This window comes from Arabiibacter massiliensis (assembly GCF_902386925.1).
Classification (GTDB): domain Bacteria; phylum Actinomycetota; class Coriobacteriia; order Coriobacteriales; family Eggerthellaceae; genus Arabiibacter; species Arabiibacter massiliensis.
In genome coordinates this window covers 616,209-641,858 of the sequence record NZ_LR698996.1, presented here as the reverse complement: position 1 = coordinate 641,858, position 25,650 = coordinate 616,209, and the positions used below count along the sequence as shown (strand labels likewise).

At 62.6% G+C, this 25,650-nt stretch carries 25 protein-coding genes and 1 pseudogene; 13 read left to right on the top strand and 13 right to left on the bottom strand.

The window, feature by feature from the left end; all coding sequences use genetic code 11:
* The first annotated feature begins 64 nt into the window (after positions 1–64).
* Positions 65–1,063 carry a VanZ family protein gene (locus tag FX134_RS02785; RefSeq protein ID WP_080797439.1) on the top strand — a complete coding sequence of 333 codons (999 nt, stop codon included), beginning with the start codon at positions 65–67 and terminating at the stop codon, positions 1,061–1,063.
* A 96-nt stretch (positions 1,064–1,159) separates the two neighbouring features.
* On the opposite strand, the gene FX134_RS02780 is transcribed toward FX134_RS02785, so the two are convergent.
* Together FX134_RS02780 and FX134_RS02775 are read right to left on the bottom strand one after the other, a co-directional pair.
* Positions 1,160–1,630 (bottom strand): hypothetical protein, encoded by a 471-nt coding sequence (locus FX134_RS02780; RefSeq protein ID WP_080797438.1) that lies wholly within the window; start codon positions 1,628–1,630, stop codon positions 1,160–1,162.
* Between the two features lie 510 nt (positions 1,631–2,140).
* Positions 2,141–4,294 (bottom strand): Tex family protein, encoded by a 2,154-nt coding sequence (locus FX134_RS02775; protein WP_080797437.1) that lies wholly within the window; start codon positions 4,292–4,294, stop codon positions 2,141–2,143.
* Positions 4,295–4,420: 126 nt separating this feature from the next.
* Between FX134_RS02775 and FX134_RS14925 the strand changes: the two genes are divergently transcribed.
* The 5 genes from FX134_RS14925 to FX134_RS02755 all read left to right on the top strand — a co-directional run bounded on the left by FX134_RS14925 (position 4,421) and on the right by FX134_RS02755 (position 8,576).
* Entirely contained in the window at positions 4,421–4,543 is a 123-nt protein-coding gene (locus tag FX134_RS14925; RefSeq protein WP_267900870.1) for a hypothetical protein, read from the top strand.
* Positions 4,544–4,601: 58 nt separating this feature from the next.
* A complete protein-coding gene (locus FX134_RS02770) occupies positions 4,602–5,117 on the top strand; it encodes an ATP-binding protein (RefSeq protein WP_080797436.1) in 516 nt (171 codons plus the stop codon).
* Between the two features lie 82 nt (positions 5,118–5,199).
* Complete coding sequence (locus FX134_RS02765; RefSeq protein ID WP_080797435.1) at positions 5,200–5,541, top strand: arsenate reductase family protein; 342 nt, start codon at positions 5,200–5,202, stop codon at positions 5,539–5,541.
* Between the two features lie 156 nt (positions 5,542–5,697).
* The gene (locus FX134_RS02760; protein ID WP_080797434.1) at positions 5,698–7,653 is read left to right on the top strand and encodes a fructose-1,6-bisphosphatase; all 1,956 of its coding nucleotides are present in this window, start codon (positions 5,698–5,700) and stop codon (positions 7,651–7,653) included.
* Between the two features lie 50 nt (positions 7,654–7,703).
* Positions 7,704–8,576, top strand: a complete 873-nt coding sequence (locus tag FX134_RS02755; RefSeq protein ID WP_232050822.1) for an aldose 1-epimerase family protein — start codon at positions 7,704–7,706, stop codon at positions 8,574–8,576.
* Positions 8,577–8,637: 61 nt separating this feature from the next.
* Here the strand turns inward: FX134_RS02755 and FX134_RS02750 are convergent, their stop codons facing one another.
* Complete coding sequence (locus FX134_RS02750) at positions 8,638–10,266, bottom strand: FAD-dependent oxidoreductase (RefSeq protein ID WP_172623351.1); 1,629 nt, start codon at positions 10,264–10,266, stop codon at positions 8,638–8,640.
* A 329-nt stretch (positions 10,267–10,595) separates the two neighbouring features.
* Between FX134_RS02750 and FX134_RS02745 the strand changes: the two genes are divergently transcribed.
* Complete coding sequence (locus FX134_RS02745) at positions 10,596–11,999, top strand: response regulator transcription factor (protein ID WP_172623350.1); 1,404 nt, start codon at positions 10,596–10,598, stop codon at positions 11,997–11,999.
* 1 nt (position 12,000) lies between these two features.
* Positions 12,001–12,579 (top strand): DNA-3-methyladenine glycosylase I, encoded by a 579-nt coding sequence (locus tag FX134_RS02740; RefSeq protein ID WP_080797430.1) that lies wholly within the window; start codon positions 12,001–12,003, stop codon positions 12,577–12,579.
* 99 nt (positions 12,580–12,678) lie between these two features.
* On the opposite strand, the gene FX134_RS14735 is transcribed toward FX134_RS02740, so the two are convergent.
* Both FX134_RS14735 and FX134_RS14730 read right to left on the bottom strand, forming a co-directional pair.
* Entirely contained in the window at positions 12,679–13,206 is a 528-nt protein-coding gene (locus FX134_RS14735) for an STAS domain-containing protein (RefSeq protein ID WP_232050821.1), read from the bottom strand.
* Between the two features lie 61 nt (positions 13,207–13,267).
* Positions 13,268–14,074 (bottom strand): annotated as a pseudogene (locus FX134_RS14730) (SulP family inorganic anion transporter); the annotation flags it as partial.
* Positions 14,075–14,679: 605 nt separating this feature from the next.
* On the opposite strand from FX134_RS14730, the gene FX134_RS02730 reads away from it, so the two are divergent.
* Together FX134_RS02730 and FX134_RS02725 are read left to right on the top strand one after the other, a co-directional pair.
* Positions 14,680–15,723, top strand: coding sequence for a hypothetical protein (locus FX134_RS02730; protein ID WP_143412115.1), 1,044 nt, complete (start codon positions 14,680–14,682; stop codon positions 15,721–15,723).
* The gene (locus FX134_RS02725) at positions 15,720–17,333 is read left to right on the top strand and encodes a hypothetical protein (RefSeq protein ID WP_080797428.1); all 1,614 of its coding nucleotides are present in this window, start codon (positions 15,720–15,722) and stop codon (positions 17,331–17,333) included. The genes FX134_RS02730 and FX134_RS02725 overlap by 4 nt, the downstream gene beginning before the upstream one ends.
* Positions 17,334–17,523: 190 nt before the next feature.
* On the opposite strand, the gene guaA is transcribed toward FX134_RS02725, so the two are convergent.
* A complete protein-coding gene (gene guaA, locus FX134_RS02720; RefSeq protein WP_080797427.1) occupies positions 17,524–18,507 on the bottom strand; it encodes a glutamine-hydrolyzing GMP synthase in 984 nt (327 codons plus the stop codon).
* Positions 18,508–18,657: 150 nt separating this feature from the next.
* Here guaA and FX134_RS02715 point away from each other — a divergent pair, with 150 nt between their 5' ends.
* A complete protein-coding gene (locus FX134_RS02715) occupies positions 18,658–19,590 on the top strand; it encodes a DMT family transporter (protein ID WP_232050820.1) in 933 nt (310 codons plus the stop codon).
* Here the strand turns inward: FX134_RS02715 and FX134_RS02710 are convergent.
* Positions 19,584–19,979 carry a metallopeptidase family protein gene (locus tag FX134_RS02710; protein WP_080797425.1) on the bottom strand — a complete coding sequence of 132 codons (396 nt, stop codon included), beginning with the start codon at positions 19,977–19,979 and terminating at the stop codon, positions 19,584–19,586. The two genes, FX134_RS02715 and FX134_RS02710, sit on opposite strands and share 7 nt — an antisense overlap.
* Positions 19,980–20,138: 159 nt before the next feature.
* Between FX134_RS02710 and FX134_RS02705 the strand changes: the two genes are divergently transcribed.
* Together FX134_RS02705 and FX134_RS02700 are read left to right on the top strand one after the other, a co-directional pair.
* Positions 20,139–20,507: a PadR family transcriptional regulator gene (locus tag FX134_RS02705; RefSeq protein WP_080797424.1), complete on the top strand. Its 369-nt coding sequence runs from the start codon at positions 20,139–20,141 to the stop codon at positions 20,505–20,507.
* On the top strand, positions 20,494–21,483 hold the full coding sequence (locus FX134_RS02700) for a hypothetical protein (protein ID WP_080797423.1): 990 nt from the start codon (positions 20,494–20,496) through the stop codon (positions 21,481–21,483). Before FX134_RS02705 ends, FX134_RS02700 begins: the two co-directional genes overlap by 14 nt.
* A 42-nt stretch (positions 21,484–21,525) precedes the next feature.
* Here the strand turns inward: FX134_RS02700 and FX134_RS02695 are convergent, their stop codons facing one another.
* From FX134_RS02695 to FX134_RS02670, 6 genes are all read right to left on the bottom strand, one after another.
* A complete protein-coding gene (locus FX134_RS02695) occupies positions 21,526–21,897 on the bottom strand; it encodes a hypothetical protein (protein WP_143412114.1) in 372 nt (123 codons plus the stop codon).
* Positions 21,894–22,286 (bottom strand): hypothetical protein, encoded by a 393-nt coding sequence (locus tag FX134_RS02690; RefSeq protein WP_080797421.1) that lies wholly within the window; start codon positions 22,284–22,286, stop codon positions 21,894–21,896. The genes FX134_RS02695 and FX134_RS02690 overlap by 4 nt, the downstream gene beginning before the upstream one ends.
* 83 nt (positions 22,287–22,369) lie before the next feature.
* A complete protein-coding gene (locus FX134_RS02685; protein WP_080797420.1) occupies positions 22,370–22,588 on the bottom strand; it encodes a helix-turn-helix domain-containing protein in 219 nt (72 codons plus the stop codon).
* A 9-nt stretch (positions 22,589–22,597) separates the two neighbouring features.
* A complete protein-coding gene (locus FX134_RS02680) occupies positions 22,598–23,080 on the bottom strand; it encodes a hypothetical protein (protein WP_080797419.1) in 483 nt (160 codons plus the stop codon).
* Between the two features lie 88 nt (positions 23,081–23,168).
* Positions 23,169–23,414, bottom strand: a complete 246-nt coding sequence (locus FX134_RS02675) for a VF530 family protein (protein WP_080797418.1) — start codon at positions 23,412–23,414, stop codon at positions 23,169–23,171.
* Between the two features lie 207 nt (positions 23,415–23,621).
* Positions 23,622–25,550: a heavy metal translocating P-type ATPase gene (locus tag FX134_RS02670; protein ID WP_080797417.1), complete on the bottom strand. Its 1,929-nt coding sequence runs from the start codon at positions 25,548–25,550 to the stop codon at positions 23,622–23,624.
* Positions 25,551–25,650 lie beyond the last annotated feature (100 nt).

Here is a 25,650-nt window from a genome sequence, read left to right as displayed (position 1 = left end):
AGGAGGCCGCGCCATACTGGAGCCTTGAAGAAGAGCGCGGCGGATGGGAAGGGAGCGGGCGCGCATGGGTTTCATTTCGCAGTTCCTCGGGCGGTTCAGCGAGAGCTTCATGGCGGCGGTGGCGTTGTGGCCGCTCGCCTCGATGGCGCTCACGCTGCCCATCCTCGCGTATTTGTACCATCGCGACGGGCGGTTGCGCGCGGCATCGGCGGTGACGGCCTACCTCGCGGTGCTCTACGTGCTGGGGCTCGGGTGCTTCACGCTCTATCCGCTGCCCGACGGCACGTCCGGGCCCGGCATCACCTACGGCATCCCTCCGCGCTTCAACCCGCTCGGCTTCCTGGACGACTTCGCGAAAGACGGCGTGCGCGCCCTGCCGGACATGGTGGCCAACGTGGCGTTCTTCGTGCCGCTCGGCTTCATCGCGGGCCGCTTCTTGCGCTGGGGGACGATGCCGACGATCGCGCTAGGGTTCGCCACGTCGCTTTTGATAGAGACGGCGCAGCTCACGGGGTTGTTCGGCCTGTATCCCCATGCGTACCGTATGTTCGACGTGCTGGATCTCTTCTGCAACACGGCGGGTGCTGCCGTGGGCTGGGGCTTCGCCGCGCTCGCCGCACGGTTCCTGCCGCCGGGCGAGCTCGCGCGGGAAGGGCAGGTGACCGACCGCCCCGGCTTCGTGCGCCGCGCCGTCGCGTTTTGGATCGATCTGACGGCGGCGGGTGCAGCCGCCTTCGTCGCGCTCGCCGCGGCAAGCGTCGTTTTGCACCTGACGGGCGACGCGTCATGGACCGAGGATAGCTGGTGGGAAGGCTCGGTGCTCGTCGGCGTGTTCGTCGTGGCGGAGGGAGTCGTCCCGTGGTGCCGGCAGGGGCGCACGCTCGGCGGCGGCTTCGTGCGCATGACCTGCGAGACCCGTCCGCGCACCGGTTGGCGGCGGCTCGCGTTCTACGCCGTGCGGATCGCCGTGCTGGCCTGCGCCGTCGTCTTCTCGCCGCTCATGGCTCCGGCGCTGCTCCTGTTCTACGCCGTCAAACGCCGCATGCCCTACGACTTCGTGTGAGGTGCGTCCGTCTCGTCCGGTGGGCGGCCTACGTTGCTCAGGCCCTTGACGTGCAGGCCCTAGTGTCTCATCCTCGTGGTGTGCTAGCCGCGGCGCTTACAGCAGCTTCGTCAGCTTGTCGAAGGCGGCGTTCAGGGAGTGGCCCTGCACGAGGCCGGCTTTGACGGTGAAGCCCGTCAGCACCAGCTGCGCCTGCGCGCCGTTCGGGCACGCCTCGGCCACGACGACCGTCGGGTTGGCCATGGGCCCCTTGTTGAAGTACGCGATGAAGGGCGCGTCGGTGGGAGGCTGGCGCAGGGCGAGCAGGCTCTTGCCCAGCTTGCCCGCCAGATCGCGCAGCACGTCGACCGCCTGGTCGGGCGCGCACGCGAGCGGCACAATTCTCGTGTCCGAGCGCAGTCTGCCCGCCTTGGCGTAGAGCGCCGTCGAATCGGCCGCGCCGGAGCCGCCGACGATGGCCTCCAACGGGTTGCCGTCGAGCACGCCGTCCAAAAACGCGAGCGGGTTGAGCCCCGACTTCGCCTGCCCTTTGGCGAGGATGCTCTCGATCTCCTTGGTCGCCTGCATAGCGCGCCGCCTTTCGCTCGGGTTGTCGCTCTCGCAACACGATAGTGCGCTCAGTACACCAAAGCAACACCGTGCGCGCTTGGAGCGATCGGTAGGGGGGAGGTGCGGGTCTCCCGATATCCTCTACAATCCGTTTTAGAAAATTGTGCAAAGTGATGCGTGGCGGGCGCTCGCCAATGCGGCAAGTCGTATTTGCCTTTCAACCTGCTCATGGAGCACCTTGCCGCTTCGCGTACGTGATGGGCGGCAACTCCAAGCTTCTTTCCGCGGATATCGTCACCGAGTTCTGGGGCAGAGGGGGACGAGGTTCACGTTCATCTCCCTCATCACGTTCATCTCCCTCAAAGAAATCCCCCATAGACAAGTGTGCCGGAGGACACCCCCCGGCGACTTGGAGGAAACATCTTGCGATGTCTCCGAATACCCTTATACCACGAATCGAAGGCGGCGGCTAGTGCCTTGACGATCCTTGTTGCGAACTGGTGGAGCCGGTGGAGCTGGGTTTTGCGACTACGCCTTGCCCTTCACCATGGAGAGCGAGATCTTGCCGCGATCCTTGTCGACGGCGGCGACCCAGACGGTGACGGTATCGCCGACGGCCACGACTTCGCTCGGGTGGCGCACGAAGCGCTCGGCCAGCTTGGAGACGTGCACGAGGCCGTCCTGCTTCACGCCGATGTCCACGAACGCGCCGAAGTCCACCACGTTGCGCACGGTGCCCGTGAGCTCCATGCCGGGCGCGAGGTCGTCGAAGGAGCGGATGCCCTTGCTGAACACGACCTCCGGCGCGCTGTCGCGGGGGTCGCGGCCCGGCTTCTCCAGCTCGGCGACGATGTCGCGCAGGGTGGGTAGGCCCACGCCCAGCTCGGCCGCCAGCGCCGCGAGGTCGCCCAGGCGGCTCGCGATGTCGGGGGCGCCGCCACGGGCGAGCGCCTCGGGCTTCACCTTCGCGCGCTTGAGCAGCTCGCGCGCCACGGGGTAGCTCTCGGGGTGGACGCTCGTGGCGTCGAGCGGGTTCGCGCCGCCCGTCACGCGCAGGAAGCCGGCGCAGTTCTGGAAGGCCTTGGCACCGAGCTTGGGCACCTTCTTCAACTCGCGGCGGTCGGCGAACCTCCCGTGCTCCTCGCGATAGGCCACGATGTTTTTCGCCACGGCGGCGCTCACGCCCGACACGTAGCCGAGCAGGCTCGCGCTGGCCGTGTTGAGGTCGACGCCCACGCGGTTCACGACGCGCTCCACCACGCCCGCGAGCGCGCGGCCGAGCTCCGCCTGGTTGAGGTCGTGCTGGTACTGGCCCACGCCGATGGACTGCGGCGGTATCTTCACCAGCTCCGCGAGCGGGTCCTGCAGGCGGCGGCCCAGGCTCATGGCGCCGCGCGTGGTGACATCGAGATCGGGGTACTCCTCGCTCGCCAGCTGGGAGGCCGAGTACACCGACGCGCCGGCCTCGTTCACGATGGTGTAGCGCAGGGGCGCGTCCGTCCGGGTGATAAGGTCGGCCACGACCTCCTCCGTCTCGCTGCTGCCCGTGCCGTTGCCGATGACGATGGTGTTGGCGCGGTGGCGCTTCACGTACTCGGCCAGCTTGTCCTGCGCCTTGCGCACCTCGCTGCGCGGCGGGGTGGGGTAGACGGTGGTGAAGTCGAGCAGCTTGCCGTACTCGTCGAGCACCGCCACCTTGCAGCCGGTGCGGTAGCCCGGGTCGATGGCGATGACGCGCGCGCCGCGCACGGGGCGCTGCGAAAGGAGGCTCTCGGTGTTCTTGGCGAACACGCGGATGGCATCGGCCTGGGCGCGCTCGGTGAGGAGGCTGCGCATCTCGCGGTCGAGGGCAGGCGCCATCAGGCGCTTGTAGCCGTCGGCGAGGGCCTCGCGCAGCACGGGGGCGAAGGGGCTTGCCGGGTTCCTGACTACGCGGCGCTCGAGCTGCTCGATGGCGGCGTCCGCGTCCACGCGCACCTTCGCGCGCAGCTTGCCCTCCTTTTCGCCGCGGTTGACGGCGAGCACGCGGTGGTTGGGGATGCGCGAGAGCGGCTCGGAGAAGTCGTAGTAGGCCTCGTAGACGGTCTTCTCGTGCGGGTCGACCGCTTCCACGGCCAGCGCGCCGGTGCGCTTCGTGAACGCGCGCAGGGCCTCGGTGTGCTCGGCGTCGTCGGCGATGGCCTCGGCCACGATGTCCTGCGCGCCCTGCAGCGCCGCCTCCGGCGTGGGGAAGCCGGCCTCGGCGTTCACGAGCCCGGCCGCCAGGGCGAGCGGCGTCTTGTCGCTGCGGCCCTGCGCCAGGATGAGCAGCGCGAGCGGCTCGAGCCCGGCGTCGCGCGCCTTCGACGCGCGGGTGGCGCGCTTCTTCTTAAACGGCTTGTACAGGTCCTCCACGCGCTGCATGACCTCGGCCACCTCGATCTTCGCGCGCAGCTCGTCCGTGAGCTTGCCCTGCTCGTCGATAGCGCGCAGCACCTCGTCCTTGCGGGCCTCGAGGTTGCGCAGGTAGGAGAGGCGCTCGTCGAAGGCGCGCAGCTGGGCGTCGTCCATGCCGCCCGTGGCCTCCTTGCGGTAGCGGGCGATGAACGGGATGGTGTTCCCCTCGTCGACGAGCCCGATGACGGCCGCGACCTGGGCGGCAGTCAGGTTGAGCTCACGTGCGAGCGTGGTTTGGATGTTCACGGATTCTGCTCCTGACCCTATAGTGGAAAGCGTTCGTTTTGGGATAACCACGCTTCCGCGTATGTTCGCTTGCTAGTATAGCCGGGGAGTTGAAAAAGTCGGGCGCCGTTCGTGAAAGGATGTGCCATGGTCATGAACAAGGTGAGGATCACCGTCTTGAAGACCACGCTCGACGGCCTGCGCCCCGTCATCATGAAGCTCGTGACCACCGATATCCCCGTTAAGCTGAACTACGATCCGGTGAGGTAAGGGGCGGGGTTGTTCGCTAAGCAGCCGTGACAAATCGGAATTTGTGGAGGTAAGTGAAATGATTATTTTGATTACAGGAGCATCGCATACAGGCAAAACAGCACTTGCTCAAAAATTGCTCGAGAAGTATAAATACCCATACTTATCAATAGATCATCTTAAAATGGGGTTAATTCGCAGCGGAAATACAGAACTCACACCGATGAGTGATGATAAAGACTTGACCGCATACTTATGGCCTATCGTCCGCGAAATGGTTAAAACTGCTATCGAAAATAAGCAGAATTTAGTTGTTGAGGGCTGCAATATTCCGTTCGATTGGCAAAAGGGCTTTAATCCTGAATATCTTGAACATATTAAATATTATTGTCTTGTAATGAGCGAAGGGTATATTAGAAGTCATTTTGCAGACATAAGGGGATATGCAAATACCATTGAAAATCGTGTAGACGATGAATGGTGTACTATGGAGGGTGCATTGGAAGACAATGCAAAAATATTAAACTATGCGCAGAAATATAAAGTAAACTGCGTACTCATTGAAGATAAATACGAAATCAATATTGATTTATAAACGCGACGTCGGCATACATCCTTGCGCGCATCTGGTGGTTCTGGGCGTCGAGCCGATCTAGCAGGCGGGGGAGGCGAATGCGATGAACATCCAGGTGTTCGGCACCAAGAAGAGCTTCGACACGAAGAAGGCGCAGCGCTACTTCAAGGAGCGGCGTGTGAAGTTCCAGTTCATCGACCTCGCGGAGAAGGGGATGAGCAAAGGCGAGCTGGAATCGGTGCGCCGCGCGGTCGGCGGCATCGATGCGCTCATCGACCCGAAGGCGAAGGACCAGGACGCGGTGGCGCTGCTCGCGTACCTGTCTCCCGACCAGAGGTTCGACAAGCTGCTGGAGAACCAGCACGTGCTGGCCGAGCCCATCGTGCGCAACGGCAAGCAGGCCACGGTCGGCTACGCGCCGGACGTGTGGAAGCAATGGGAGTAGTCCTCTCGATTGCCCGCCCGGCATCGATCTTCGCTCCGGACGCTTCTCGTTCTCTGTCGATTATCCGAACCGTTCGGTTTCGGGCTGGGCGACGCGGCTTGCAAGCGGGTATCATAGGGCTATCGTCAAGCTGCTCGGACCCAAGGAGGCTCGCCCATGGATGCGATGGAAAAGCGGTACCTGGAACTTCTCTCGCGGTCGTTTCCCACCGCCGCGAAGGCTTCGGCGGAGATCATCAACCTCAGCGCCATCCTGAACCTGCCGAAGGGCACCGAGTTCTTCGCCTCCGACATCCACGGCGAGTACGAGGCGTTCTCGCACATCCTGCGTAACGGCTCGGGTTCCATCCGTCTCAAGATAGACGACGTGTTCGGCGACGAGCTGACCGAGCAGGAGAAGCGCTCGCTCGCCACCCTCATCTACTACCCGCGCGAGAAGATGGAGCTGGAGCTGGCGCGCACCGCCGATGCGCAGGCCTGGTACGAGGTCGCCATCCCGCGCCTCGTGGCCGTGTGCCGCCGCGCCGCGCAGAAGTACACGCGCTCCCGCGTGCGCAAAGCGCTGCCGCGCGACTTCGCCTACATCATCGAGGAGCTGATGACCGAGGACAGCCACGGCGTGGACAAGCAGGCCTACTACGCCGCCATCATCGACGCCGTCATCCGCACCGGCCGCGTAGACGCGCTCATCGAGGCGCTCTGCCAACTCATCCAGCGCCTCGCCATCGACCACTTGCACATCGTGGGCGACATCTACGACCGCGGGCCGTACCCCGACGTCATCATGGACGCGCTCGCCGGCTACCACTCGCTCGACATCCAGTGGGGCAACCACGACATCGTGTGGATGGGCGCCGCGCTCGGCCAGCGCGGCTGCATCGCGCACGTGGTGCGCAACTGCGCGCGCTACGGCAACCTCTCCATCCTGGAGGACGCCTACGGCATCAACATCCTGCCGCTCGCGGCGTTCGCGACGAGCGCCTACGCCGACGACCCCTGCGTCGGTTTCGCCCTCAAGGGCAACCCCGACCTGCCGCCGCAGGAGCTGGAGATGAACGTGAAGATACAGAAGGCCATGGCCATCATCCAGTTCAAGGTGGAAGGCCAGCTCATCGACGAGAACCCCGGCTTCGGCCTGGAGAGCCGTAAGCTTCTGGACAAGATCGATTACGAGCGCGGCACGGTGATGCTCGACGGAGTGGAATACGAGCTCACCGACACCGTGTTCCCTACGGTGGATCCGGCCGACCCCTACCGGCTCACGCCTGAGGAGGAAGAGGTCGTGCAGCGCCTCGAGCAGGCGTTCACGAACTGCGAGAAGCTGCAGCGCCACATGCACTTCTTCCTGGAGGCCGGCAGCCTGTACAAGGTGTACAACGGCAGCCTGCTGTTCCACGCGTGCGTGCCGCTGAACGAGGACGGCTCGCTTATGGAGACGGACGTGTTCGGCGAGAAGTACAAGGGCCGGGCGCTTTACGACGTGATGGAGCGCTACGTGCGCGCGGCGTTCAACGACCCCGACCCCGAGATGCGCAAGCGCGGCCGCGACCTTTTGTGGTACATGTGGCTGGGGGAGGGCTCGCCCCTGTTCGCGAAGAGCAAGATGGCCACGTTCGAGATCTACCTCATCGCCGAGAAGGAGGCGCGCAAGGAGGTCAAGAACCCGTTCTACACCTACCTGAACGACGAGCGCGTGATGGCCGGCATCTTCGAGGACTTCGGGATGGACCCCGAGACGTCGCGCATCGTGTGCGGGCACGTGCCGGTGAAGGTGAAGGACGGCGAGGACCCGGTGAAGTGCGGCGGGCGCGTGCTCACCATCGACGGCGGCTTCTCGAAGGCCTACCAGCCCACCACCGGCATCGCGGGCTACACGCTCATCTCGAACTCGTACGGGTTCGTGCTGGCCGCGCACGAGCCGTTGGAGTCAGCGCAGGCGGCGGTGGAGCGCGAGCTCGACATCCACTCGTCGCGCAGCGTGGTGGAGCGCGTGGATGGCCGCACGCTGGTGGCCGACACCGACATCGGCGCCGAGCTCAAGCGCCAGATAGCCGAGTTGGAGCGGCTGCTTGAGGCCTATCGCACCGGCGAGATAGCCGAAGGTGGGAAGTAGGGGTTGCGGCGTAGAGCGTCCTTTTGTCAAAACGGGAATAGGCGGCAATGATGGTTTCATTGGCGAACGAAGCGCTTTCCGTGCGCATCGCGCATAAGGGGGCGGAGCTGCAAAGCGTCGTGTGCGACGGGCTCGAGCGGATGTGGTGCGGCGATCCGGCCGTGTGGGGGAGGCGCGCGCCGCTTCTGTTCCCGCTGATCGGGCGCTTGCGGGACGGGTGGTACGCGAACGGCGGCGAGCGCGTGGACGTGCCGATGCACGGGTTCTGCCGCGACAGGGTGTTCGCGGCCGAGCAGGTGTCGGCCATGCACGCGCGCTTTGAGACGGTCTCCGACGACGGGACGCGCGCGGTCTACCCCTTCGACTTCCGCCTGCTCGTTGACTTCTCGCTCGAGGGCAACGCGATCGTGAAGTCGCACACCGTGGAGAACATGGGCGACGCACCGATGCCGTTCGAGCTGGGCGGTCACGAGGCGTACGCGACGCGGCTGCTGCCGGGGGAGCATATGGCGGACTACTTCGTGCGCTTCGAGGACCTCGATGCAATCGAGATGTTCGACATGGACGCTTCGGGCATCCTGACGTTCCCGAAGATCGAGGTGCCGCTCGAGGACGGCCGCCTGACGAAGACCCCCGAGCAGCTGGGCATCGACACTATCGTGCTGGAGAATGTACTCGGCAGCAGGGTCGCGCTGGCGAGCGTCGAGAACGACCGCGAGGTGACGGTTGAATTCCCCGACTTCCCCTACCTGGGCATTTGGACGAAGGACGGCCAGGACGACGCGCGCTACCTGTGCCTCGAGCCCTGGTCGGCGCTGCCTGACGCGCACTTCTCGTCGCGCGAGCTGGCCGAGAAGCCCGGCGTGCGCGTGCTCGCACCGGGGGAGAGCACGACGCTCGTGTACCGGATGACGTTTCACTAGGGGCGAAAGCGCGCAGAGGGCCCCGGAGGACCCTCTGCGCGGGAGGGAGGATGCGGAGGCGCTATGCGCCGAGCGTATCCACGGGCTCTTCGAGCATGCCGAGGGCCGAGCGGGCCGACAGCACGCCGAAGGTCCAAGCGCGACCGTGGGAGCCGCCGGTGATGAACAGGGGGTAATCGTCGCCGTAGTAGGAGCCGGACGCGTTGCCTGCGGCGTAGAGGCCGCCCAAGGGCTTGTTGGACTCGTCGAGCACCTCGAGCTTCTCGTTGATGGCGAGGCCTCCGCACGTGGACAGGACGGCGGGCATGCGCTTGATGGCGTAGAAAGGCGCTTCCTTGATGCCGTTGTAGGTCATGAACGTTCCATCGACGCCGAAGTCCTCGTCGTAGCCAGCATCCACCAGCTCGTTGTAGCGAGTGACCGTGGCCACGAGGTTCTCTTTGTCGATGCCGCACTTATCGGCAAGCTCCTCGATGCTGTCCGCCTCGACGATGGCGCCGCGCTCCAGGGCCGACTTCCAATCGTTGGCCGGATCTGCCGTGCCGCGGCTGTGGCTGTTGGGATGCTTGTAGTCTCCCTTGGGAGCGTGCTGGTCCCAATTCTTGTCGATGATTTGGAAGGCGGTCATTTCCGGCTGATAGCGGACCTGGGTCACATGGCTCTGATAGCCGAGGTTCTCGTTTCCGAAGCGCTCGCCGTTCAGGTTCACCCGAAGCCAGGGAATGCCGGAATAGGGGGCGTTTCCTTCGGGCATCCAGGTGGGATCGAAGTGCATCATCATGGTGTGGGGGGCGGGGTCCATGGAGGCGCCTGCCCACAGGCCCATCTTCTGTCCGTCGCCTGTGTTGCACGGCGCGCCGTGCATGCTTTGCACGCCGAGCATGAGGGGGCAGTAGGCTTCGAGCATCTCCTTGTCGTCGGACGTGTCGCCCGTGCACAGGATGACGCCCTTCGAGGCGTTCACCTTGACGTAGCCTTCCTTGCCCTCGCCGATCACTCCGGTGACGCGCCCGGTCTCGTCCTGGACCAATTGAACGGCGGGGGTGTTGTAGCGAACGTCGGCGCCGGCGGCCACTGCCTTGTCGGCGACGGCGTTCAGGAGCTTCTTGAACTGCTCGTAGCGCGTGGCCATGTCGTTGTTGATGTACCAGCCGTATGTGTGGCCGGAACCTTGCATGACGGGAGTGAATTCAGGCGTTTGACGGATGATGTAGTCGATCACCTCGCCGCTGCGACGCAGGAAGGTCTGGACGACTTTGGGGTTGTCGCGGCCGTTCGACAGGTTGGCGAAGTCGTTGTATATCTGCGCGAGGTCGTAGGTTTGCCCGGCGTCGAGGAACATTTGGGAATTGTACGCGGCGACGCACCATCCGTTGGTGATGACTTGGTCCAGCTTTTGCAGGACGACGACCTTCGCGCCGCTTTGGGCGGCGGCCATGGCGCAGGTGGTGCCCGAAGAGCCGAAGCCCACCACGCAGATGTCGGTGTCAATCGTCTCGACGATGTCCGCGTCGCTGATGGGCTCGGGCTTGGTCTCCCAGCTCCAGCGCGTTCCTTCGGCGGCGCCCGCGTTGGCCTCCGCAGACGCCTTGCCGCTCGGCGCGCAGCCGGCCATGCTCGTGACGGCAGCGCCCGCTACGGCAGCAGCGGCCCCGGTCAAGAAGTTGCGGCGCGAAATGTTCCGTTCCATGTTCGTTCCTTTCTCGATGCGCGTCTGGCGCGGGTTTTCCGATGCCGGACGCTTCCTCTCCCTTTGCTCGAGGCGATGTCTGCGTAAGGGGAGCCGCATCGCCGTCGTCGCTTGAAACCATACAAGGCCGGCCGCGTCTCGCCATCCTCCTCCGCACCTGGAAGGAGGGGGATATTCGGGAGAGAGGCATCCCCCCTGCCTCGTAAAGAGGGGGGATATTGGCGAATCGGAGCATCTCTCCCCACGCTTCGGCGCTATAATTCCCTCGCAGAGGGTTAGGCGGGATGGAGCGCAGGGGAAGGGAAGGCTCATACGAGCGGGGGCGCGTCATGAAGGTGAAACGGTTCGCAAACTTGAAGGAGCTCTTCATCGAGATGCCTTTTGCCTTCACGGGCATGGGGTTGTTCCGCGTGTGGACGGAAACGGTGTACTCCAACGGTGCCATCGCGTTTCCCTCCCAAGACCAGACGGGTTTTGGGTTCGCTGCTTTCAACATGATAGCCGCTGCCGTGCTGCTCGTTGCCACCGCCTGCTCCCGGCGAATCGCGCCCTTGCACGGCAAACCGGGGGTTCCCTTTGCCACCGGCACCTGTCTGGTAGTTTCCGCCTGCATGAACTTCTTAAGTGTTTACATGCCCGAGCTGGCAGGCGTCTTCGGTGCTCCTGCCGCTGTTTTGGGAGCGATCGGCATCGCCCTCATCATCTTGCTGTGGTCCGAGCTGTTCGGATGCTTGAATCCGTTTCGAGTGGCGTTGTACTTCTCTGGAGGGTTGGTCGTCGGCGCCTTGGTGCTGTGGCTTTTCAAAGGACTTGCCATTCCCTGGCTGTGGGTTTGCACGTGCCTCATCCCCGTCGCCAGCCTGATCTGCCTTCGTCGCGCTTACGCGCTCTTGCCCGACAACGAGCGTCCTCACGCCGCATGGGGTTCCTTTTCCTTCCCCTGGAAGCCGATCGCGATCGTAGCGCTCTACTCCTTCTCCTACGGAATGTGCGAGAGCGTGTTCGGGAGCGAGCTGGGCATCCATTCGGGCTTCGGCTGCGTGGCCGCCGCAGGCGCGGTGTACCTGGTCGTCTGCCTGCGCCGTGATCGATTGAGGCTGTCCTTCGCCTATTTCGCGGCGTGCCCGCTGCTCTTGATGTCGCTCGTCCCCCTGGGCTCTTGGATCCCGTTCGGCGGGGAGCTGGCAAGCTTCTGCGCCTTGGGAGCCTACACTTTCGTGTTGATCGTCATCATGGTAGTGCTCAGCAACCTCACCTATCAATACGGGTTCAACGCGGTATGGCTTTTCGGCATCGAGCGGGCCGTCCGGCTCGTGTCGGTGCAGGCGGGCCTGACGGCGACGGAGGTGCTGCCTGCATCCTCGTTCGGTTATCTGGCGCTTTGCGCGGTCGTCGCCGTCGCTGTCGCGACGGCGACGCTGTTCTTTCTTTCCGAAAAGCAGCTGACGACGCCATGGGGTGCCGTGCTGAAGAGCTTCAGCGGCCAAAGCTGCGAAAATCGCTTGCGGATCGGCGTGAAGTGCGACGAGCTGAGCGTCAAGTTCGGCCTCACCTCGCGCGAGTCCGAGATCCTTACCCTGATCGTCCAAGGAAAGAAGCAGGGGCAGGTGGCAAGGGACCTCTACATCGCGCCGAGCACGGTGAAGACGCATATCAAGCATTTGTATCAGAAGCTGGACGTGCATTCGCGCGCGGAGCTCTCCGAGCTTGTCGGCGTGGAATTGGGGGAGTGACATGGAGGAGAAGACCAGGTGCCCGTGGGCGGGCGACCTGCCGATTTACGTGGACTACCACGACAACGAGTGGGGAAGGCCCGTCCACGACGACCGAAAGCTGTTCGAGATGCTGATCCTCGAGGGCGCGCAGGCGGGCCTCTCGTGGCTAACCGTCCTCAAGAAGCGCGAGGCGTACCGCGGGGCGTTCGACGGCTTCGATCCCGTCAAGGTGGCGTCCTACGACGAGGCGAAGATCGAGGAGCTCATGGCGAACGCGGGCATCATCCGCAACCGCCAGAAGATCAAAGCCGCCGTGACCAACGCCAGGCTGTTTTTGGACGTGGTCGAGGAGTTCGGCAGCTTCGACGCGTTCATCTGGAGCTACGTGGACGGCACGCCCATCGTGAACCATTGGCGGAGCCAAACGGAGATCCCTGTCACCACGCTGCTTTCCGATCAGGTGAGCAAGGACCTGAAGGAGCGCGGCTTCAAGTTCGTCGGCTCCACCAGCATCTATGCCTACCTGCAATCCGTCGGCATCGTGAACGACCACATCGTGGGCTGCTTCGTGTACCGGGAGACGGTCGGGGCGCTGTAGGTCAGGCCTTCGCCACCGCCCCCTCCTCGTCCAGCAGGTGGCGTGCGAAGGCTATGACGTCGTCGATGTTGGCGCGGAAGTGGTCCTCGCCCACGAGGTTCACGAAGCCGGCGCGCGCATGGTCTTCATCGGCTGCTCGTTGGCGTGCGAGAAGATGAGGCTGACGCCGTTCTCGCGGCAGTACGCATGGAGGCTCTCGAGCGCGTTCATGCCCGTCGAGTCGAGCGAGGGCACGCCGCGCATGCGGATGATCAGGTACTTCGTGAACGATTTCACCGAGATGTCGGAGATGCGGTCCGTCATGCCGAAGAACATCGTGCCGTTGATCTCGTACACGCGCACGCTCTCGGGCAGCTCGCGCAGGTGCGTGACCTCGGAGTCCTCGTCGCCGTAGTACTTCCAGCCGCGCACCTCGGTCTCCTCGCTCACCATCTTCATGAACAGCACGACTGTGATGAGCATGCCCACGCCGATGGCCACCACCAGGTCGAACACGATGGTCAGCGCGAAGGTGAGCAGCAGCGTGGCCACCGCGCCGCGGGAGGCCGTCCTGCACAGGTGGACGAAGTTGCGCCAGCCGGACATGTTGTACGCGACGTGCAGCAGGATGGCCGCGATGACGGGCATCGCCGTTCTTGACGTTCGCGGCGGTGCGCGCGATGGCGCCCGTTGCCGGGATGCCGCCGAACAGCACCGAGCCGATGTTGCCCACGCCCTGCGCCACCAACTCCATGTTGCTGCGGTGGTGCGAGCTGATCATGCTGTCGGCCACGACGCAGGACAAAAGCAACTCGATGGCGGCCAGGATGGCGATGGTGACGCCGTTCGGCAGCTGGTCGCGCAAAAGGTCGACGCTGAGCTGGGGGATGTGAAGCGCGGACGGCTCGCTCGTGAGCACGTAGAGGTCGCCGATGGTGCTCACCTGCATGCCGAAGCCGCTCACCATTGCGACGCCCGCGAGGAGCGCCACGAGCGACCCGGGGATGCGCTCGCTCACCTTGGGCTAGAGGAACAGGATAGCGAGGCACACCGCGCCCACGAGAAGGGCCTGCCAGTTCGCCGTGCCGACGCTCTGGGCGACGGCTTGCAATTTGTCCATAGTCTCGACGGTCGGCGCGCCGGCGGGGAAGGCGAGGCCGAGGAAGTCCTTGACCTGCCCGATGACGAGGGTGACCGCGATACCCGCAGTGAAGCCGGTGGTGATGGTGTAGGGCACGAACCGAATGAGGGATCCCAGCTTGAGCAGACCCATCAGGATGAGCAGGACGCCGGCTATGATGGTGGCCGCGACCAGGTCGTCCACGCCATCGGTGGCCACGATGCCCGCGACGATGGTGGCGAAGGCCGCCGTGGGGCCCGAGATCTGCACGCGGCTGCCGCCGAGGAAGGCGATGAGGAACCCGGTGACGATGGCGGTGTAGAGCCCCTGCTCGGGGCTCACGCCCGAGGCGATGGCGAGCGCGATGGACAAGAGCAGCGCAACGACGGCCACCATGAGCCCGAGAGGACGTCCTTGGGCAGTTGCCGCTTGAGCTCCTCGGCGCTGGAGTGCTTGACGATGCTAAAAAGTATCGGCTTGATCTTGTCGCGTTGCAATGTGATGCTCTTCTCGATGGTCGGTCCCGCCCGGCGCGCGAAAAAGCGTTCCGTCCAGGTGGAAGGCCCGAACGGAACACGAAAGAACGCTATACGATTGGGTGCGGTGTGTGTCTTTGCGAGGCCATTATACCGCCAAGCAGCGAATAATGGCTAAGGCCGAAAAGGGGGCGGGGGCGAATGATTAAAATGTCCGTAAACGAATCTTCTCAAAGTCAAAGGTCGTGCCATTCGAACTCCTTAAAGGGTCGTTACCTGCTCTGCAATAAAATGTTAGTCATTACTAAGTCTATAATTCTCATCTGGTAAAATATGTATCAAAGAAAGTTTACAAAGAAACTTGTGTCTGAGAAAGTCGCTTGTGCGACCAGCAATCTAAGGGCTCTTATGTGTCTTTCTGACGGAGAACAGCTTCGGGCCTGCCTAAGGCCGCAGCGCTCGTTGTATGGGCGTTGCTCGCTTTAGTGGCTACATGAGATTTGCTGAAGAAAGGACTGCTCGTAGATGGGTTATACTTTCATTTCAACGGAGAAGGGCACGCCTGCGGGAAACGAAGCTGAGACTTGCGCACTGCTTCATCTGATGTGTTTCTCGAACGAATGCGATGAAATTGACCAGTTTGCAATAGATTGCTTCAATGATGTGACTGGAATGGATAGTTCATGCTTTTCTCTCCATGATGTTCAATCCAAAGCAGGAAAAGGTATCACCCCTTCCAAGCTAGGCGCAGATCTAGCGACCCTTTTTGAAAACTTTGTAAGCGAGTTCTCTCAGTATTTTGTCACGCTGACTATTTTTGTTGGCGGAGTTTCTGTAAGTGTTTTAGAAAACCCGGAGTCGTCGGAGTTTGGTTTTCATGACATGAAGCCAAGGGCTCAGAAAAGCGTGAAAGAGCATCTCATCGTCGCCTGCAATAATCGTCATGAAGGCATGTTTGCTGATCTGGCTACTGATAAGAACATTGATGCATTCCTAGATCGCGTAAGGTTCGTCGTAGCTAAAACAGATCCTATCGAATACATCCTATCTTTAGCTCGCACCTCATCCGTTTTGTTGCCAGGCGAGCGTGAACTTAGACGTATCTTTGCTGAAATACGCGACAAGCAGACAGCTCTCAAAAATCGTGCTGGTATTGCAGGCGCAAGTATAGATAGACCAGATAAAGTAATGGACTTTGGGCGAGTTCTCAAGGTTCGCGATATCAAATTGTTGATCATAGAGCGCTTGCTTAATCGCGATTTCTTCAAGGATGATGTACCCGAAGACTTTCGATACTATCTGGCATCGCTTCCTCCAGAAGAAAACGAGGACGAGGTTTTAGAGGATTGTAGAAATGAATTGTTCACCCAGTATTTCGACAAGAATGATCGTGACGCATTCTGGACGCTTTTTAACGAGATCGTAGCTATCTTTGAGGTAGATCTTGGAGCGGACATACAGGACGTTCATAAGTTGATAGAGATCACCAATTTGCAAGCATGCACGCATATGAACAGACGCTCGCACTTGTACTTCATAGCTATCATAAAGGATGGGTTGCGCAAATGATTAAAGTCAAAAAAGTTTATATTGGTAATGAGATTGAATCTTATATTCAGGGCGAATTAACGGATGGCGTCAACATAATTACAAGCGATGAGAACCATGTAGGAAAAACCATCGTCATGCAATCAATAATGTATGCACTTGGCTCCGATCCGATGTTTCCCCCTTCGTTCAAGCATAAGCAGTATTTTTTCATTGTCGATATTGACGATGATGGTCAAGAGCTATCGATCCTTCGAAACAAAGATACTTTCGTCATAAAAAGCAGCGAAACGATCACGCCGCTTGAATCCAGAATGAGCTTCGACGAATACTGGAGTGAGCATATTTCTCCATTACCTACGATTATTAAAAATGGAGTACCAACGCTTACTGGCCTTTCCTTATACACGCAGATGGCTTTTGTTGCACAGGCGGGTAGAAACACTTCCAATACTGTTGGCAGCTATTTCAAGAAGGATGACTTTACCGAGATGATCTTCGCTATCAAGGGGTTGGAAGCGAGGCAGATGGACTCAGAGACTGAAAAGGAACTCAAACGCAAAAGAGAAGTCCTCAAGACTCGTAAAAATGAGCTTTTTAAAAAATCGTCCACTTTGAGGCGAGTGGGAACATCTCTAGAGGCAGTCAGTCCTACAGCGGACAGAGAAGCGACCATCAGATTCGTCGCAGAACTCGATGGGCTGAAGAAGTTAATTACTGATTCCCAAAAGCGTCGAAACCATTCATATACACGGATGAAGAAGAACCAATCGGTTCTTGATGAGCTGCGCTCACTAAATAGGGAAATAAAGGTCGGATCAGTCGTGTGCATGAATTGTGGACAGGAGTCGATTGGATATAAGATGCCAGGCTCAGATTTTGTTTTCGATATTACAACTGACGATATGCGCAGACAGATTGTTCGTACGGTTGAGGACAGGATTGATTCATATGCTGCCGAAGTCGATCGTCTTGATAGGCAGATACGAGAACTGCAACGGCGATTCAATTCACTTGCCGATACAAGGGAGATTACGTTAGAAGACATTTATGTTGCTCGAGAGGATTATATCGATCTTGAAGAAATAGATCGCGAGCTAAGTGATATCTGCGATGAGCTTGACCGCATATCCGAAAGACTCAAAGATGCTAAACGGGTAGATAAAGAACTCAGTGAAGATCGAGCCGATCTAAAAGCATCAATGCTTGAAACAATGAACATGATGCGTCAGATTATAAACGATGATTCTGGAGCAGAGGAGTATACTGATCTATTTACTTCCGCTCACAGTCCCTACATGGGAAGCGAAGCCACGGAATTCTTCCTTGCCCGCGTTTACTCCCTTGCTATACATGTAGCCCACGGTTTGCCAATACTTATCGATTCATTCCGTGCAGAGGAGCTTTCTACCGCCAGAGAAGAACGCGCCTTGCCTCTCTTTGTCAACCTACCAAACCAAGTCATACTCTCGGCTACTCTTAAAGGTCAAGAAGCTGGTAAATATAAAAGCATGGAGCAAATTAATAACATCGATTATGCAGGCTACACTGTAAACAAGCTGCTTGGTGACGTAAATAATGAAGAATTCGGATCGAAAGTGACCTCGTTTGGGATTAGGCTGAGCAAGTAACTGCGAATCGACATCCCCGTTTATTAAGCTGCTGGTAAAGGAAGTCGACAAAAAGAGCACCGAGGGAAGCCGGTATTGTGCGAGGGTAAGAAATGGAGAACCCTCAACTTGCGTATCCGCCAAGAGAGCTTGGTTAAAACGCGGCCGCAGAGCAAGATCTGCGGCCGCGTAAGTGAAGCATTTAGGCTCGCTACTCCCACTCGATGGTGCCGATAGGCTTTGGCGTCAGGTCGTAGACTACGCGGCAGATGCCGGGGACTTCCGCCAGAATCCTGGCGGTGATCTTCTTGAGCAGCGACCAATCGAGCTCCGGCACCTCCGCCGTCATGGCGTCCACCGTGTTCACCGCGCGGATGATGGCGGGCCACTCGAAGGCTCGCACGCCGTCGCGGACGCCGGTGGCGCGGAAGTCGGGGACGCTCACGAAGTACTGCCACACCTTGCCCTCGAGGCCCGCCTCGGCAAACTCCTCGCGCAGGATGGCGTCGGCCTCGCGCAGCGCCTCCAGGCGGTCGCGGGTGATGGCGCCGAGGCAGCGCACGCCGAGTCCCGGGCCGGGGAAGGGCTGGCGCTCGACCATGCTCTCGGGCAGCCCGAGCTCGCGACCGATCACGCGCACCTCGTCCTTGAACAGTAGCTTCACGGGCTCGCACAGCTCGAACTGCAAGTCGTCCGGCAGGCCGCCCACGTTATGGTGCGCCTTCACGCCGTCGGACTCCAGGATGTCGGGGTAGATGGTGCCCTGCGCGAGGAAGCTCACCTCGTCGCCCACCTTGCGGGCCTCTTCCTCGAACACGCGGATGAACTCCGCGCCGATGATCTTGCGCTTGGCCTCGGGCTCCTCGACGCCCGCCAGCAGGTCGAGGAAGCGGTCGGCTGCGTCCACGTACACGAGGTTCGCGTCCAGCTGGTTCTGGAACACGTCCACCACCTGCTCGCTCTCCCCCTTGCGCATGAGGCCGTGGTTCACGTGCACGCAGATGAGCTGCTTGCCGATAGCCTTGATCAACAGCGCCGCCACCACCGACGAGTCCACGCCGCCGGAGAGCGCCAGCAGCACCTTCTGGTCGCCGATCTGGGCGCGGACGGCCTCCACCTGCTCGTTGATGAACGCGTTCGCCAGCTCGGGCGTGGTGATGCGCTCCATGTCCTCGGGACGCTTGTTGGGATCCATGCGGTGTCCTCCTCGATCTCGGTGATGTTCTGGGGGAATTATACCGGATGGCGCGACGTCAACCGAGTAAAAGCTCCAGGCGACAAAACGGATAGAGTCCCTCGACGACCGCGCGTCCGTCCCACGCGCCCGTGTGCTACCATGGGCGGCATGCGTTCTCCACTCCTGAAATACGCGCTGGCCGTCTTCTTGGGCGGGGCCAGCTACGGCGCCATGGGCACGGTGGCGAAAAGCGCGTTCGCCGCCGGCTTCGCGTGGCCCCAGACGGTCATGAGCCAGGCGCTGTTCGGCACGCTGCTCTTCGGCCTCGCGTTCGCGGTCGAGGCCCTGCGCAACAAGGGCGCGGCGCCCATGGACGCCCGCAAGCTGCTCAGGCTCGCGGGCACCGGCATGGTCACGGCCACCACGGGCGTGCTCTACAGCATCGCGCTCTCGAAGCTGCCGGTGGCGGTGGCCATCACGCTTCTGTTCCAGTTCACGTGGATCGGCATCGTCATCCAGGTGGTCGCCACGCGCAAGCTGCCCCACGCGGCCCAGGTGGTGGCCGCGGCCGTCATCATGGCGGGCACGGTGCTTGCGAGCGGCCTTCTGTCCGCCGACGTCGATCTCGCCTCGTTCGACCCGGTGGGCGTCGCGTGCGCGCTGCTCTCGGCGGTGTCGTGCGCGGCGTTCATGTACCTGTCGGGCCACGTGGAGAACGACATGCCGTCCTTCCAGCGCGGGTTCTTCATCTGCCTGGGGACGCTCGTCGTGGGCGTGATCGTGTGCCCGGGCTACTTCCCGTCGGGCGTGCTCTTCCAGGGCATCGCGGGCTACGGCGTGCTGCTGGCCGTGACGGTGCTGTTCGTGCCCGTGCTCCTGTTCGGCATCGGCACGCCGAAGCTGCCGGTGGGCGTGTCCACCATCCTCGCGGCCTCGGAGCTGCCGTGCGGCATCCTCGTGTCGGTGCTCGTGCTGGGCGAGGGCGTCGACGCCGTGCAGGCGGCCGGCGTGATCGCCATCCTGGCCGGCGTCGTGATCGCGCAAGCGCCCACGATGCGCGTGCGTCCCCGCCGGCGCCCGGAGGGGAAGCGGGCTCAGTAGCCCATCTCGTAGAGGCGATCGTCGTCGATGCCGAAGTAGTGGCCGATCTCGTGCACCACCGTCTTGCCGATCTCATCCACCAGCTCCGCGCGCGAGCCGAAGCAGCGCTCGTGCGGCCCCTTGAACACGGTGATTACGTCGGGCAGGTCGCCGTCGTAGCCGTCGGCGCGGTCGGGGAGGGACACGCCGTCGTAGAGGCCAAGCAGCTCGTCGCCCCGCACCGACGCGCCCAGGCAGTCGGGCTCGTCCAGGATGTCGAAGTGGTAGTCGTCGGGCTCGTCCTCAATCACCACCGCCACGTTCTCGAGCGCCTCGAGGAACCGCTCGGGGATGCTCGCCAGGGCCTCCTCGACCGCGGCCTCGAACTCCTCGTCCGTCATGCGCGCCATCGCCGCCTCCTTCGCCGTCGCCGTCTTCCGTGGGCACGAGTATAGCGGAAGGCGCGCGCTCGGCCGGCGTGAAAACTTTTACTGTGCGCCGCACACTAACGTGCAATCTATGGTATAGTGTGCGACACACAGTAAGCAACGACGAGGAGGGAGGCGCGCATGGAACGCGACGACATCGTGTCGAGCATGGTGCTCGAGCTGCGGCGCGGCACGCTGGTGATGCTGGCGCTCAGCCGGCTGCGCGAGCCCGCGTACGGCTACGCGCTGGTGAAATCGCTCGCCGACCACGGCATCCCCATCGAGGCGAACACGCTTTACCCGCTCATGCGCCGCCTGGAGGCCCAGGGGCTGCTGGAAAGCGAGTGGGATCACACGGGATCGAAGCCGCGCAAGTACTACCGCACCACCGAGGAGGGGCTGCGCGTGCTGCGCGAGGTAGAGGAGCAGTGGCACGTGCTCTGCACCGGCGTGGACGGGCTTTTGCGAACCGACGAACGAGGGAAGGACGACGAAGATGCCCTACGATAACGACCTGGTGGAGCGCTACCTCTACGCCGTCATGCGGCGTTTGCCCGCCAAGCAGCGCGCCGACGTGGCCGAGGAGCTGCGCACGCTCATCTCCGACATGCTCGACGAGCGCTGCGGAACCCTGCCGCCCACGCAGAAGGACGTGCGCGTCGTGCTCACCGAGCTGGGCACGCCCGGCGAGATGGTGCGCAAGTACACCGCCGACGAGGACGCATGCCTCATCGGCCAGCCGTACTACGCGCAGTACCTGCTCGTGCTGAAGATCGTGCTTGCATGCGTCGCCGGAGGCATCACGCTGGCCTCGGCGCTCACGATGGTCACCGGTGCCGCCGACGACGGCCTGCTCAAGGAAGGGCTCGGATGGTTCGGCTCGATCATCATGGCCTCGGCGTTCGCGTTTACGTTCGTGACGGTGCTGTTCGCCGTGTTCCACCGCAAGGGCGTGCAGGTGGAGGTCATGGGCTCGCTCGACGACCTGCCGCCGGTGCCGAACGGGAAAAGCTCCACGCGCGGCGAGGCCGTGGTCGGCATCGTGTTCTCGATCGCGTTCGCGGCCGTGTTCCTGCTGTTCCCCGACATTCTGAACGCGCTCAGCCACCGTGCGGACGGCGTGCCCTTCGACCCCTTCAACGTCGAGGCCATCCGCGCGTCGGCCTGGATACTCGTAGCATGGGTGCTCGTGAGCGTGGCGGGCGAGAGTTTCAAGCTGGTGGAAGGGCGCTACACGAAGCGGGCCTTCGTCGTGACGCTCGTTGCCAACGTGGCCGCCGCCGCGCTCGCGGTGTTCTGGCTCACGAACTACCAGATCGTCGATTCCCAGGCGATCGTGCAGGCGTTCGCCTCGACGGGCGACGTGCCGGAGGGATTCCTGCTCCAGCTGCTGTCGAACGTGCAGCCGGCGTTCTGCGGCCTCGTCGTGGTCGCGCTCGCCATCGACACGGTGAACGAGGCAGTGAAGACGTTCCAAGGACGCTGAGAGTGCGATGATGAGGCTGGCCGCGATAGCCGCATCGTCTTCCTAGCGCTCGTCCTCGGCTTCGTGCGCCGCCGTGCGGGCGAGCTCGGCGCGATGAACGCGCTTGAAAACGGGGAAGGAGAGCGCGGATCCGACGATGGCTCCCACAAGGCCCGGCACCATCGTGTCGGGCGTCGACCGGTCGAGCACGATGGCCCCAACCGCCTCGGACCAGGCTATGAGCAGACAGGCCGCGATCACCGCCATCGCGCAGGCCGAGCGCAGCGACATGCGGCGGCGCAAGGCGTTGACCAGCAGGAAGGAGAGGACGAGGTAAGCGGCGAACTGCACGGCCAGTCCGACCGTCCCTTCTCCTGCGGGCAGTGCGAGGGCGATGGCGAGCGCCCAGGCAAGAGCGACGACGGCACCGATCATCGCAGCGGGTTGAGGGTCCGGTCGACGAGCGGCATCGCCAGGTAGGCGACGAGCGCTCCGATGAGCGCACCGAGCGCGTCCACCAGCCAGAGCACCGGCACTGCGGCGAAGTCGGCGGTGCCGAGCGCCAGCTCGCCGACGACGGCGGCGAGCCCCGTGAGCGCGAATGCCATGACGCACGCGCGCTTGAGCGGAACGTGCTGCCAAAGGGCGTTGGCCAGCAGAAACGTTAGCAGGAAAGCGGCGAACATGCGCGGGATGGACGGCCACAGCACGACAACCGCTGCAGCCCAGGCGATCGCGAGGCCCCAGCGCACGGCCACGAGCGCCGGCCGCAGCTTCGAGCGAGCGACGGAGGAGCGGTTTTCGGATGTTCTTCTCGTATCCATGCCGAGCAGGGTACTCCACGGGAGGCCTCGCACGCCGCGCGCCCGTGGATCCGTTGCCCTCCGCTCGTCGCGCCGTTACCTGTTCACGCCTCTGCGTCGTCGGGGACGTACTCCAAAAGGTCGCCCGGCTGGCAGTCCAGCTCTTTGCAGACGGCGTTGAGCGTTTTGAACCGCAGGCCGCTCACCTTGCCGTTCTTCAGCTTCGATAGGTTGCCGTCCGCGATGCCCACGCGTTCGGCCAGCTCGCCGAGGGGCATCTTCCGGTCGGCCATCATCCGGTCGAGCCGTAGCACGATAGCCATGGCGCCTCCCTAGATGATCTCGAAGTTCTCGTCCTGCACGAGGCAGCCGTACTCGAAGATGCGCCCCAGGCAGAACACCACCGCCGCCAGCACGAAGGCGAAGATGACCCCTTCGTCGATGAGCGCCCCGACGAGCGTGCCTTCTTGGAAGCTCAGGATCGCATTGCCGAGCCATTTCGGCGCCGCGAGCGCGAGGAACAGAAACGCGGCGGCCGCCTTGATCATGCGGGGCAGCTCCGGGAAGAACGGCGTCTCCTCGCGGGCGATGCGCTCGAAGACGAACGCGATATACACTGCCAGCGCGATGAGCAGGGCCTCGGAGAGAAGCCCCACGCCCCTGCGGACGAAATCGGCGTCCGCGAGCGTGCTGCCGTCCGTCCACCATCCCGCTATGCGCGACGCCGTCCCGATGCCAAGCAAGAGCGCGATTGCGAGCAGCGCGACGCCTGCGACCAAGCAGCTCGACCTGATCTTCCCGCGCACCTCGTCCATGGATCCTCCTCTTCTTGGGAACGACTCCATCATACGCGCTTTGATGATGAAAAGCGACAAGAATTTGACGTTTTACGTCAAATTGCGCTCACAGCTTTACCCAGAAGCGCGAGTTCTTGTACAGCTCCTCCACCTTCGCCCGCGCCCACGGCGTCTTGCGCAGGAAGCTGAGCGAGCTCTTGAAGTTAGGATCCTTCTTGAAGCAGTTGATTCTGATGCGCTTGGCCAGGCCGTCCCAGCCGTACTTGTTCACCAGCTGCTTGAGCATCTGCTCCAACGTGACGCCATGCAAAGGGTCGTTGGGATGCTCGCGCTGTCTCGGGTCGTCGGGCATGCGTCCTCCATCTTCTTGCCGAGCCTCCATGATGACCGATGCACCGCCCGTTTCCGCTCGGTCGGCATCATCTGCGTGAAATCCCCTAAGCCCGGATGTTTCACGTGAAACATCCGTATGTGCAAACGCATGTTTCACGTGAAACATCGCGTCCGTCCATGAACGACGCGGCGCCGCCCTCTTGGACGGCGCCGCGGGAAGGGGGGGCTACTTCAGCTTGCCCACGTTCATGGCGCGCATGGCGTTCAGGATGGCTATCACGGCCACGCCCACGTCGGCGAACACGGCGAGCCACATGTTGGCGATGCCCACGGCCGCCAGCACCAGCACGAGGAACTTCACGCCGAGCGCGAACACGATGTTCTGCCACACGATGCCCATGGTCTTGCGCGCGATGCTGATAGCCCGCGCGATGTTGGACGGCTTGTCGTCCATGAGCACCACGTCGGCGGCCTCGATGGCCGCGTCGGAGCCCATCGCTCCCATGGCGATGCCGATGTCGGCGCGCGTGAGCACGGGAGCGTCGTTGATGCCGTCGCCCACGAAGGCGAGCTTGCCCTTGCCGGCCCCGTGCTCGTGCGTGGCAGCCAGCAGCTTCTCCACCTCGGCCACCTTGTCCTGGGGCAGAAGCTGCGCGCGGTACTCGTCCAGGCCCAGCTCCGCGGCCACGGCGGCGGCCACGTCGGCGCGGTCGCCCGTGAGCATGACGGTCTTGCGCACCCCGGCCGCCCGCAGCGCGGCCACGGCCTCGGCGGCGTCGGGCTTCACTACGTCGGCGATCACGATGTGGCCGATGTAGGCGCCGTCGAGCGACACGTGCAGGATGGTGCCCGTGAGCTCGCAGTCGTGGAAGCCCACGCCGCACTCGCGCATGAGCTTGTCGTTGCCCACGTACACCACGCGCTCGTCCACCTTTGCGCGCACGCCGTGGCCGCACTGCTCCTCCACGTCGGCGATGCGCTGCTGGTCGATGGGGCCGGAGTACGCCGCGCGCACCGAGAGCGCGATGGGGTGGTTCGAGAACGCCTCGGCGTGCGCCGCTACCGAGAGCAGTCGGTCGGGGTCGACGTCGGCCTCGGGGTGCACGGCCACCACGTTGAACGAGCCGTCGGTGAGCGTGCCGGTCTTGTCGAACACGACGGTCTCCGTGCCGGCGAGCGTCTCCAGGTAGTTGCTGCCCTTCACCAGGATGCCCAGGCGCGACGCCCCGCCGATGCCGCCGAAGAACGACAGCGGCACGGAGATGACCAGCGCGCACGGGCACGACACCACGAGGAAGATGAGCCCGCGCTGCACCCATTCCGACCAGCTCTGGCCCAGCACGAGCGGCGGCAGCACCGCCAGCAGCACGGCCACGCCCACGACGATGGGGGTGTAGTAGCGCGCGAAGCGGGTGATGAAGTTCTCGGTCTTGGCCTTCTTCTCGGCCGCGTTCTCCACGAGCTCGAGGATGCGGCTCACGGTGGACTCGCCGAAGGGCTTGGTCACGCGCACCGTGATGAGGCCGGTCATGTTCACGCAGCCGGAGATGATCTCGTCGCCTTCGCGCACCTCGCGCGGCACCGATTCGCCGGTGAGGGCCGCCGTGTCCAGCTGCGAGGAGCCGCGCACCACCACGCCGTCGAGCGGCACGCGCTCGCCGGCCTTCACGATTATCTCGTCGCCCACGGCCACCTCGTAGGGGTCCACCTGCATAAGCTGCCCGTCGCGCTCCACGTTGGCGAAGTCGGGCGCGATGTCCATCATGTCGGCGATCGACTTGCGCGATTTGCCCACGGCGTAGCTCTGGAACAGCTCGCCCACCTGGTAGAACAGCATGACGGCCGCGCCCTCGGCCATGTGCGGGTCGCTGTCGGGGAACAGCACCAGCGCGAACGCGCCGATGGTGGCCACGCTCATGAGGAAGTTCTCGTCGAACACCTGGCCGTGGCCGATGTTCTTCGCCGCGCGCACAAGCACGTCGTAGCCGGCGATGAGGTAGGGGATGAGGAACAGCGCGAACTCCGCCCAGAGCGCGTTCGTCTCGCCGCCGAGCCACGTGGCCAGCGGCATGAGCTCCGCCACTGCGTAGGCGACGGCGAACAGCGCGATGGCAAGGAGTATGCGGTTCCTCGTTCGTTTCTGCTTCTTGTTCATCGGTTTCAACTTTCGTTTCGTTCGGTCGAGGACGCACGAGGCCGCGATGTTTCACGTGAAACATTTGTACGGCAAGGGTCGCCCCCGGTATGTGCGGGAA

Excerpts from the sequence above, each read along its gene's own strand:
- FX134_RS02705 (WP_080797424.1), top strand. The coding sequence starts at position 20,139 with ATGGAACGCGACGACATCGTGTCGAGCATGGTGCTCGAGCTGCGGCGC.
- FX134_RS02725 (WP_080797428.1), top strand. The coding sequence starts at position 15,720 with ATGATTAAAGTCAAAAAAGTTTATATTGGTAATGAGATTGAATCTTAT.
- FX134_RS02750 (WP_172623351.1), bottom strand. The coding sequence starts at position 10,266 with ATGGAACGGAACATTTCGCGCCGCAACTTCTTGACCGGGGCCGCTGCT.
- FX134_RS14925 (WP_267900870.1), top strand. The coding sequence starts at position 4,421 with ATGGTCATGAACAAGGTGAGGATCACCGTCTTGAAGACCACGCTCGAC.
- FX134_RS02740 (WP_080797430.1), top strand. The coding sequence starts at position 12,001 with ATGGAGGAGAAGACCAGGTGCCCGTGGGCGGGCGACCTGCCGATTTAC.
- FX134_RS14735 (WP_232050821.1), bottom strand. The coding sequence starts at position 13,206 with ATGCCCGTCATCGCGGCCATCCTGCTGCACGTCGCGTACAACATGTCC.
- FX134_RS02710 (WP_080797425.1), bottom strand. The coding sequence starts at position 19,979 with ATGGCGCGCATGACGGACGAGGAGTTCGAGGCCGCGGTCGAGGAGGCC.
- FX134_RS02785 (WP_080797439.1), top strand. The coding sequence starts at position 65 with ATGGGTTTCATTTCGCAGTTCCTCGGGCGGTTCAGCGAGAGCTTCATG.
- FX134_RS02730 (WP_143412115.1), top strand. The coding sequence starts at position 14,680 with ATGGGTTATACTTTCATTTCAACGGAGAAGGGCACGCCTGCGGGAAAC.
- FX134_RS02685 (WP_080797420.1), bottom strand. The coding sequence starts at position 22,588 with ATGGCTATCGTGCTACGGCTCGACCGGATGATGGCCGACCGGAAGATG.
- FX134_RS02670 (WP_080797417.1), bottom strand. The coding sequence starts at position 25,550 with ATGAACAAGAAGCAGAAACGAACGAGGAACCGCATACTCCTTGCCATC.
- FX134_RS02765 (WP_080797435.1), top strand. The coding sequence starts at position 5,200 with ATGAACATCCAGGTGTTCGGCACCAAGAAGAGCTTCGACACGAAGAAG.
- FX134_RS02680 (WP_080797419.1), bottom strand. The coding sequence starts at position 23,080 with ATGGACGAGGTGCGCGGGAAGATCAGGTCGAGCTGCTTGGTCGCAGGC.
- FX134_RS02780 (WP_080797438.1), bottom strand. The coding sequence starts at position 1,630 with ATGCAGGCGACCAAGGAGATCGAGAGCATCCTCGCCAAAGGGCAGGCG.
- FX134_RS02675 (WP_080797418.1), bottom strand. The coding sequence starts at position 23,414 with ATGCCCGACGACCCGAGACAGCGCGAGCATCCCAACGACCCTTTGCAT.
- FX134_RS02690 (WP_080797421.1), bottom strand. The coding sequence starts at position 22,286 with ATGGATACGAGAAGAACATCCGAAAACCGCTCCTCCGTCGCTCGCTCG.
- FX134_RS02695 (WP_143412114.1), bottom strand. The coding sequence starts at position 21,897 with ATGATCGGTGCCGTCGTCGCTCTTGCCTGGGCGCTCGCCATCGCCCTC.
- FX134_RS02715 (WP_232050820.1), top strand. The coding sequence starts at position 18,658 with ATGCGTTCTCCACTCCTGAAATACGCGCTGGCCGTCTTCTTGGGCGGG.
- FX134_RS02760 (WP_080797434.1), top strand. The coding sequence starts at position 5,698 with ATGGATGCGATGGAAAAGCGGTACCTGGAACTTCTCTCGCGGTCGTTT.
- FX134_RS02700 (WP_080797423.1), top strand. The coding sequence starts at position 20,494 with ATGCCCTACGATAACGACCTGGTGGAGCGCTACCTCTACGCCGTCATG.
- FX134_RS02745 (WP_172623350.1), top strand. The coding sequence starts at position 10,596 with ATGAAGGTGAAACGGTTCGCAAACTTGAAGGAGCTCTTCATCGAGATG.
- FX134_RS02770 (WP_080797436.1), top strand. The coding sequence starts at position 4,602 with ATGATTATTTTGATTACAGGAGCATCGCATACAGGCAAAACAGCACTT.
- guaA (WP_080797427.1), bottom strand. The coding sequence starts at position 18,507 with ATGGATCCCAACAAGCGTCCCGAGGACATGGAGCGCATCACCACGCCC.
- FX134_RS02755 (WP_232050822.1), top strand. The coding sequence starts at position 7,704 with ATGGTTTCATTGGCGAACGAAGCGCTTTCCGTGCGCATCGCGCATAAG.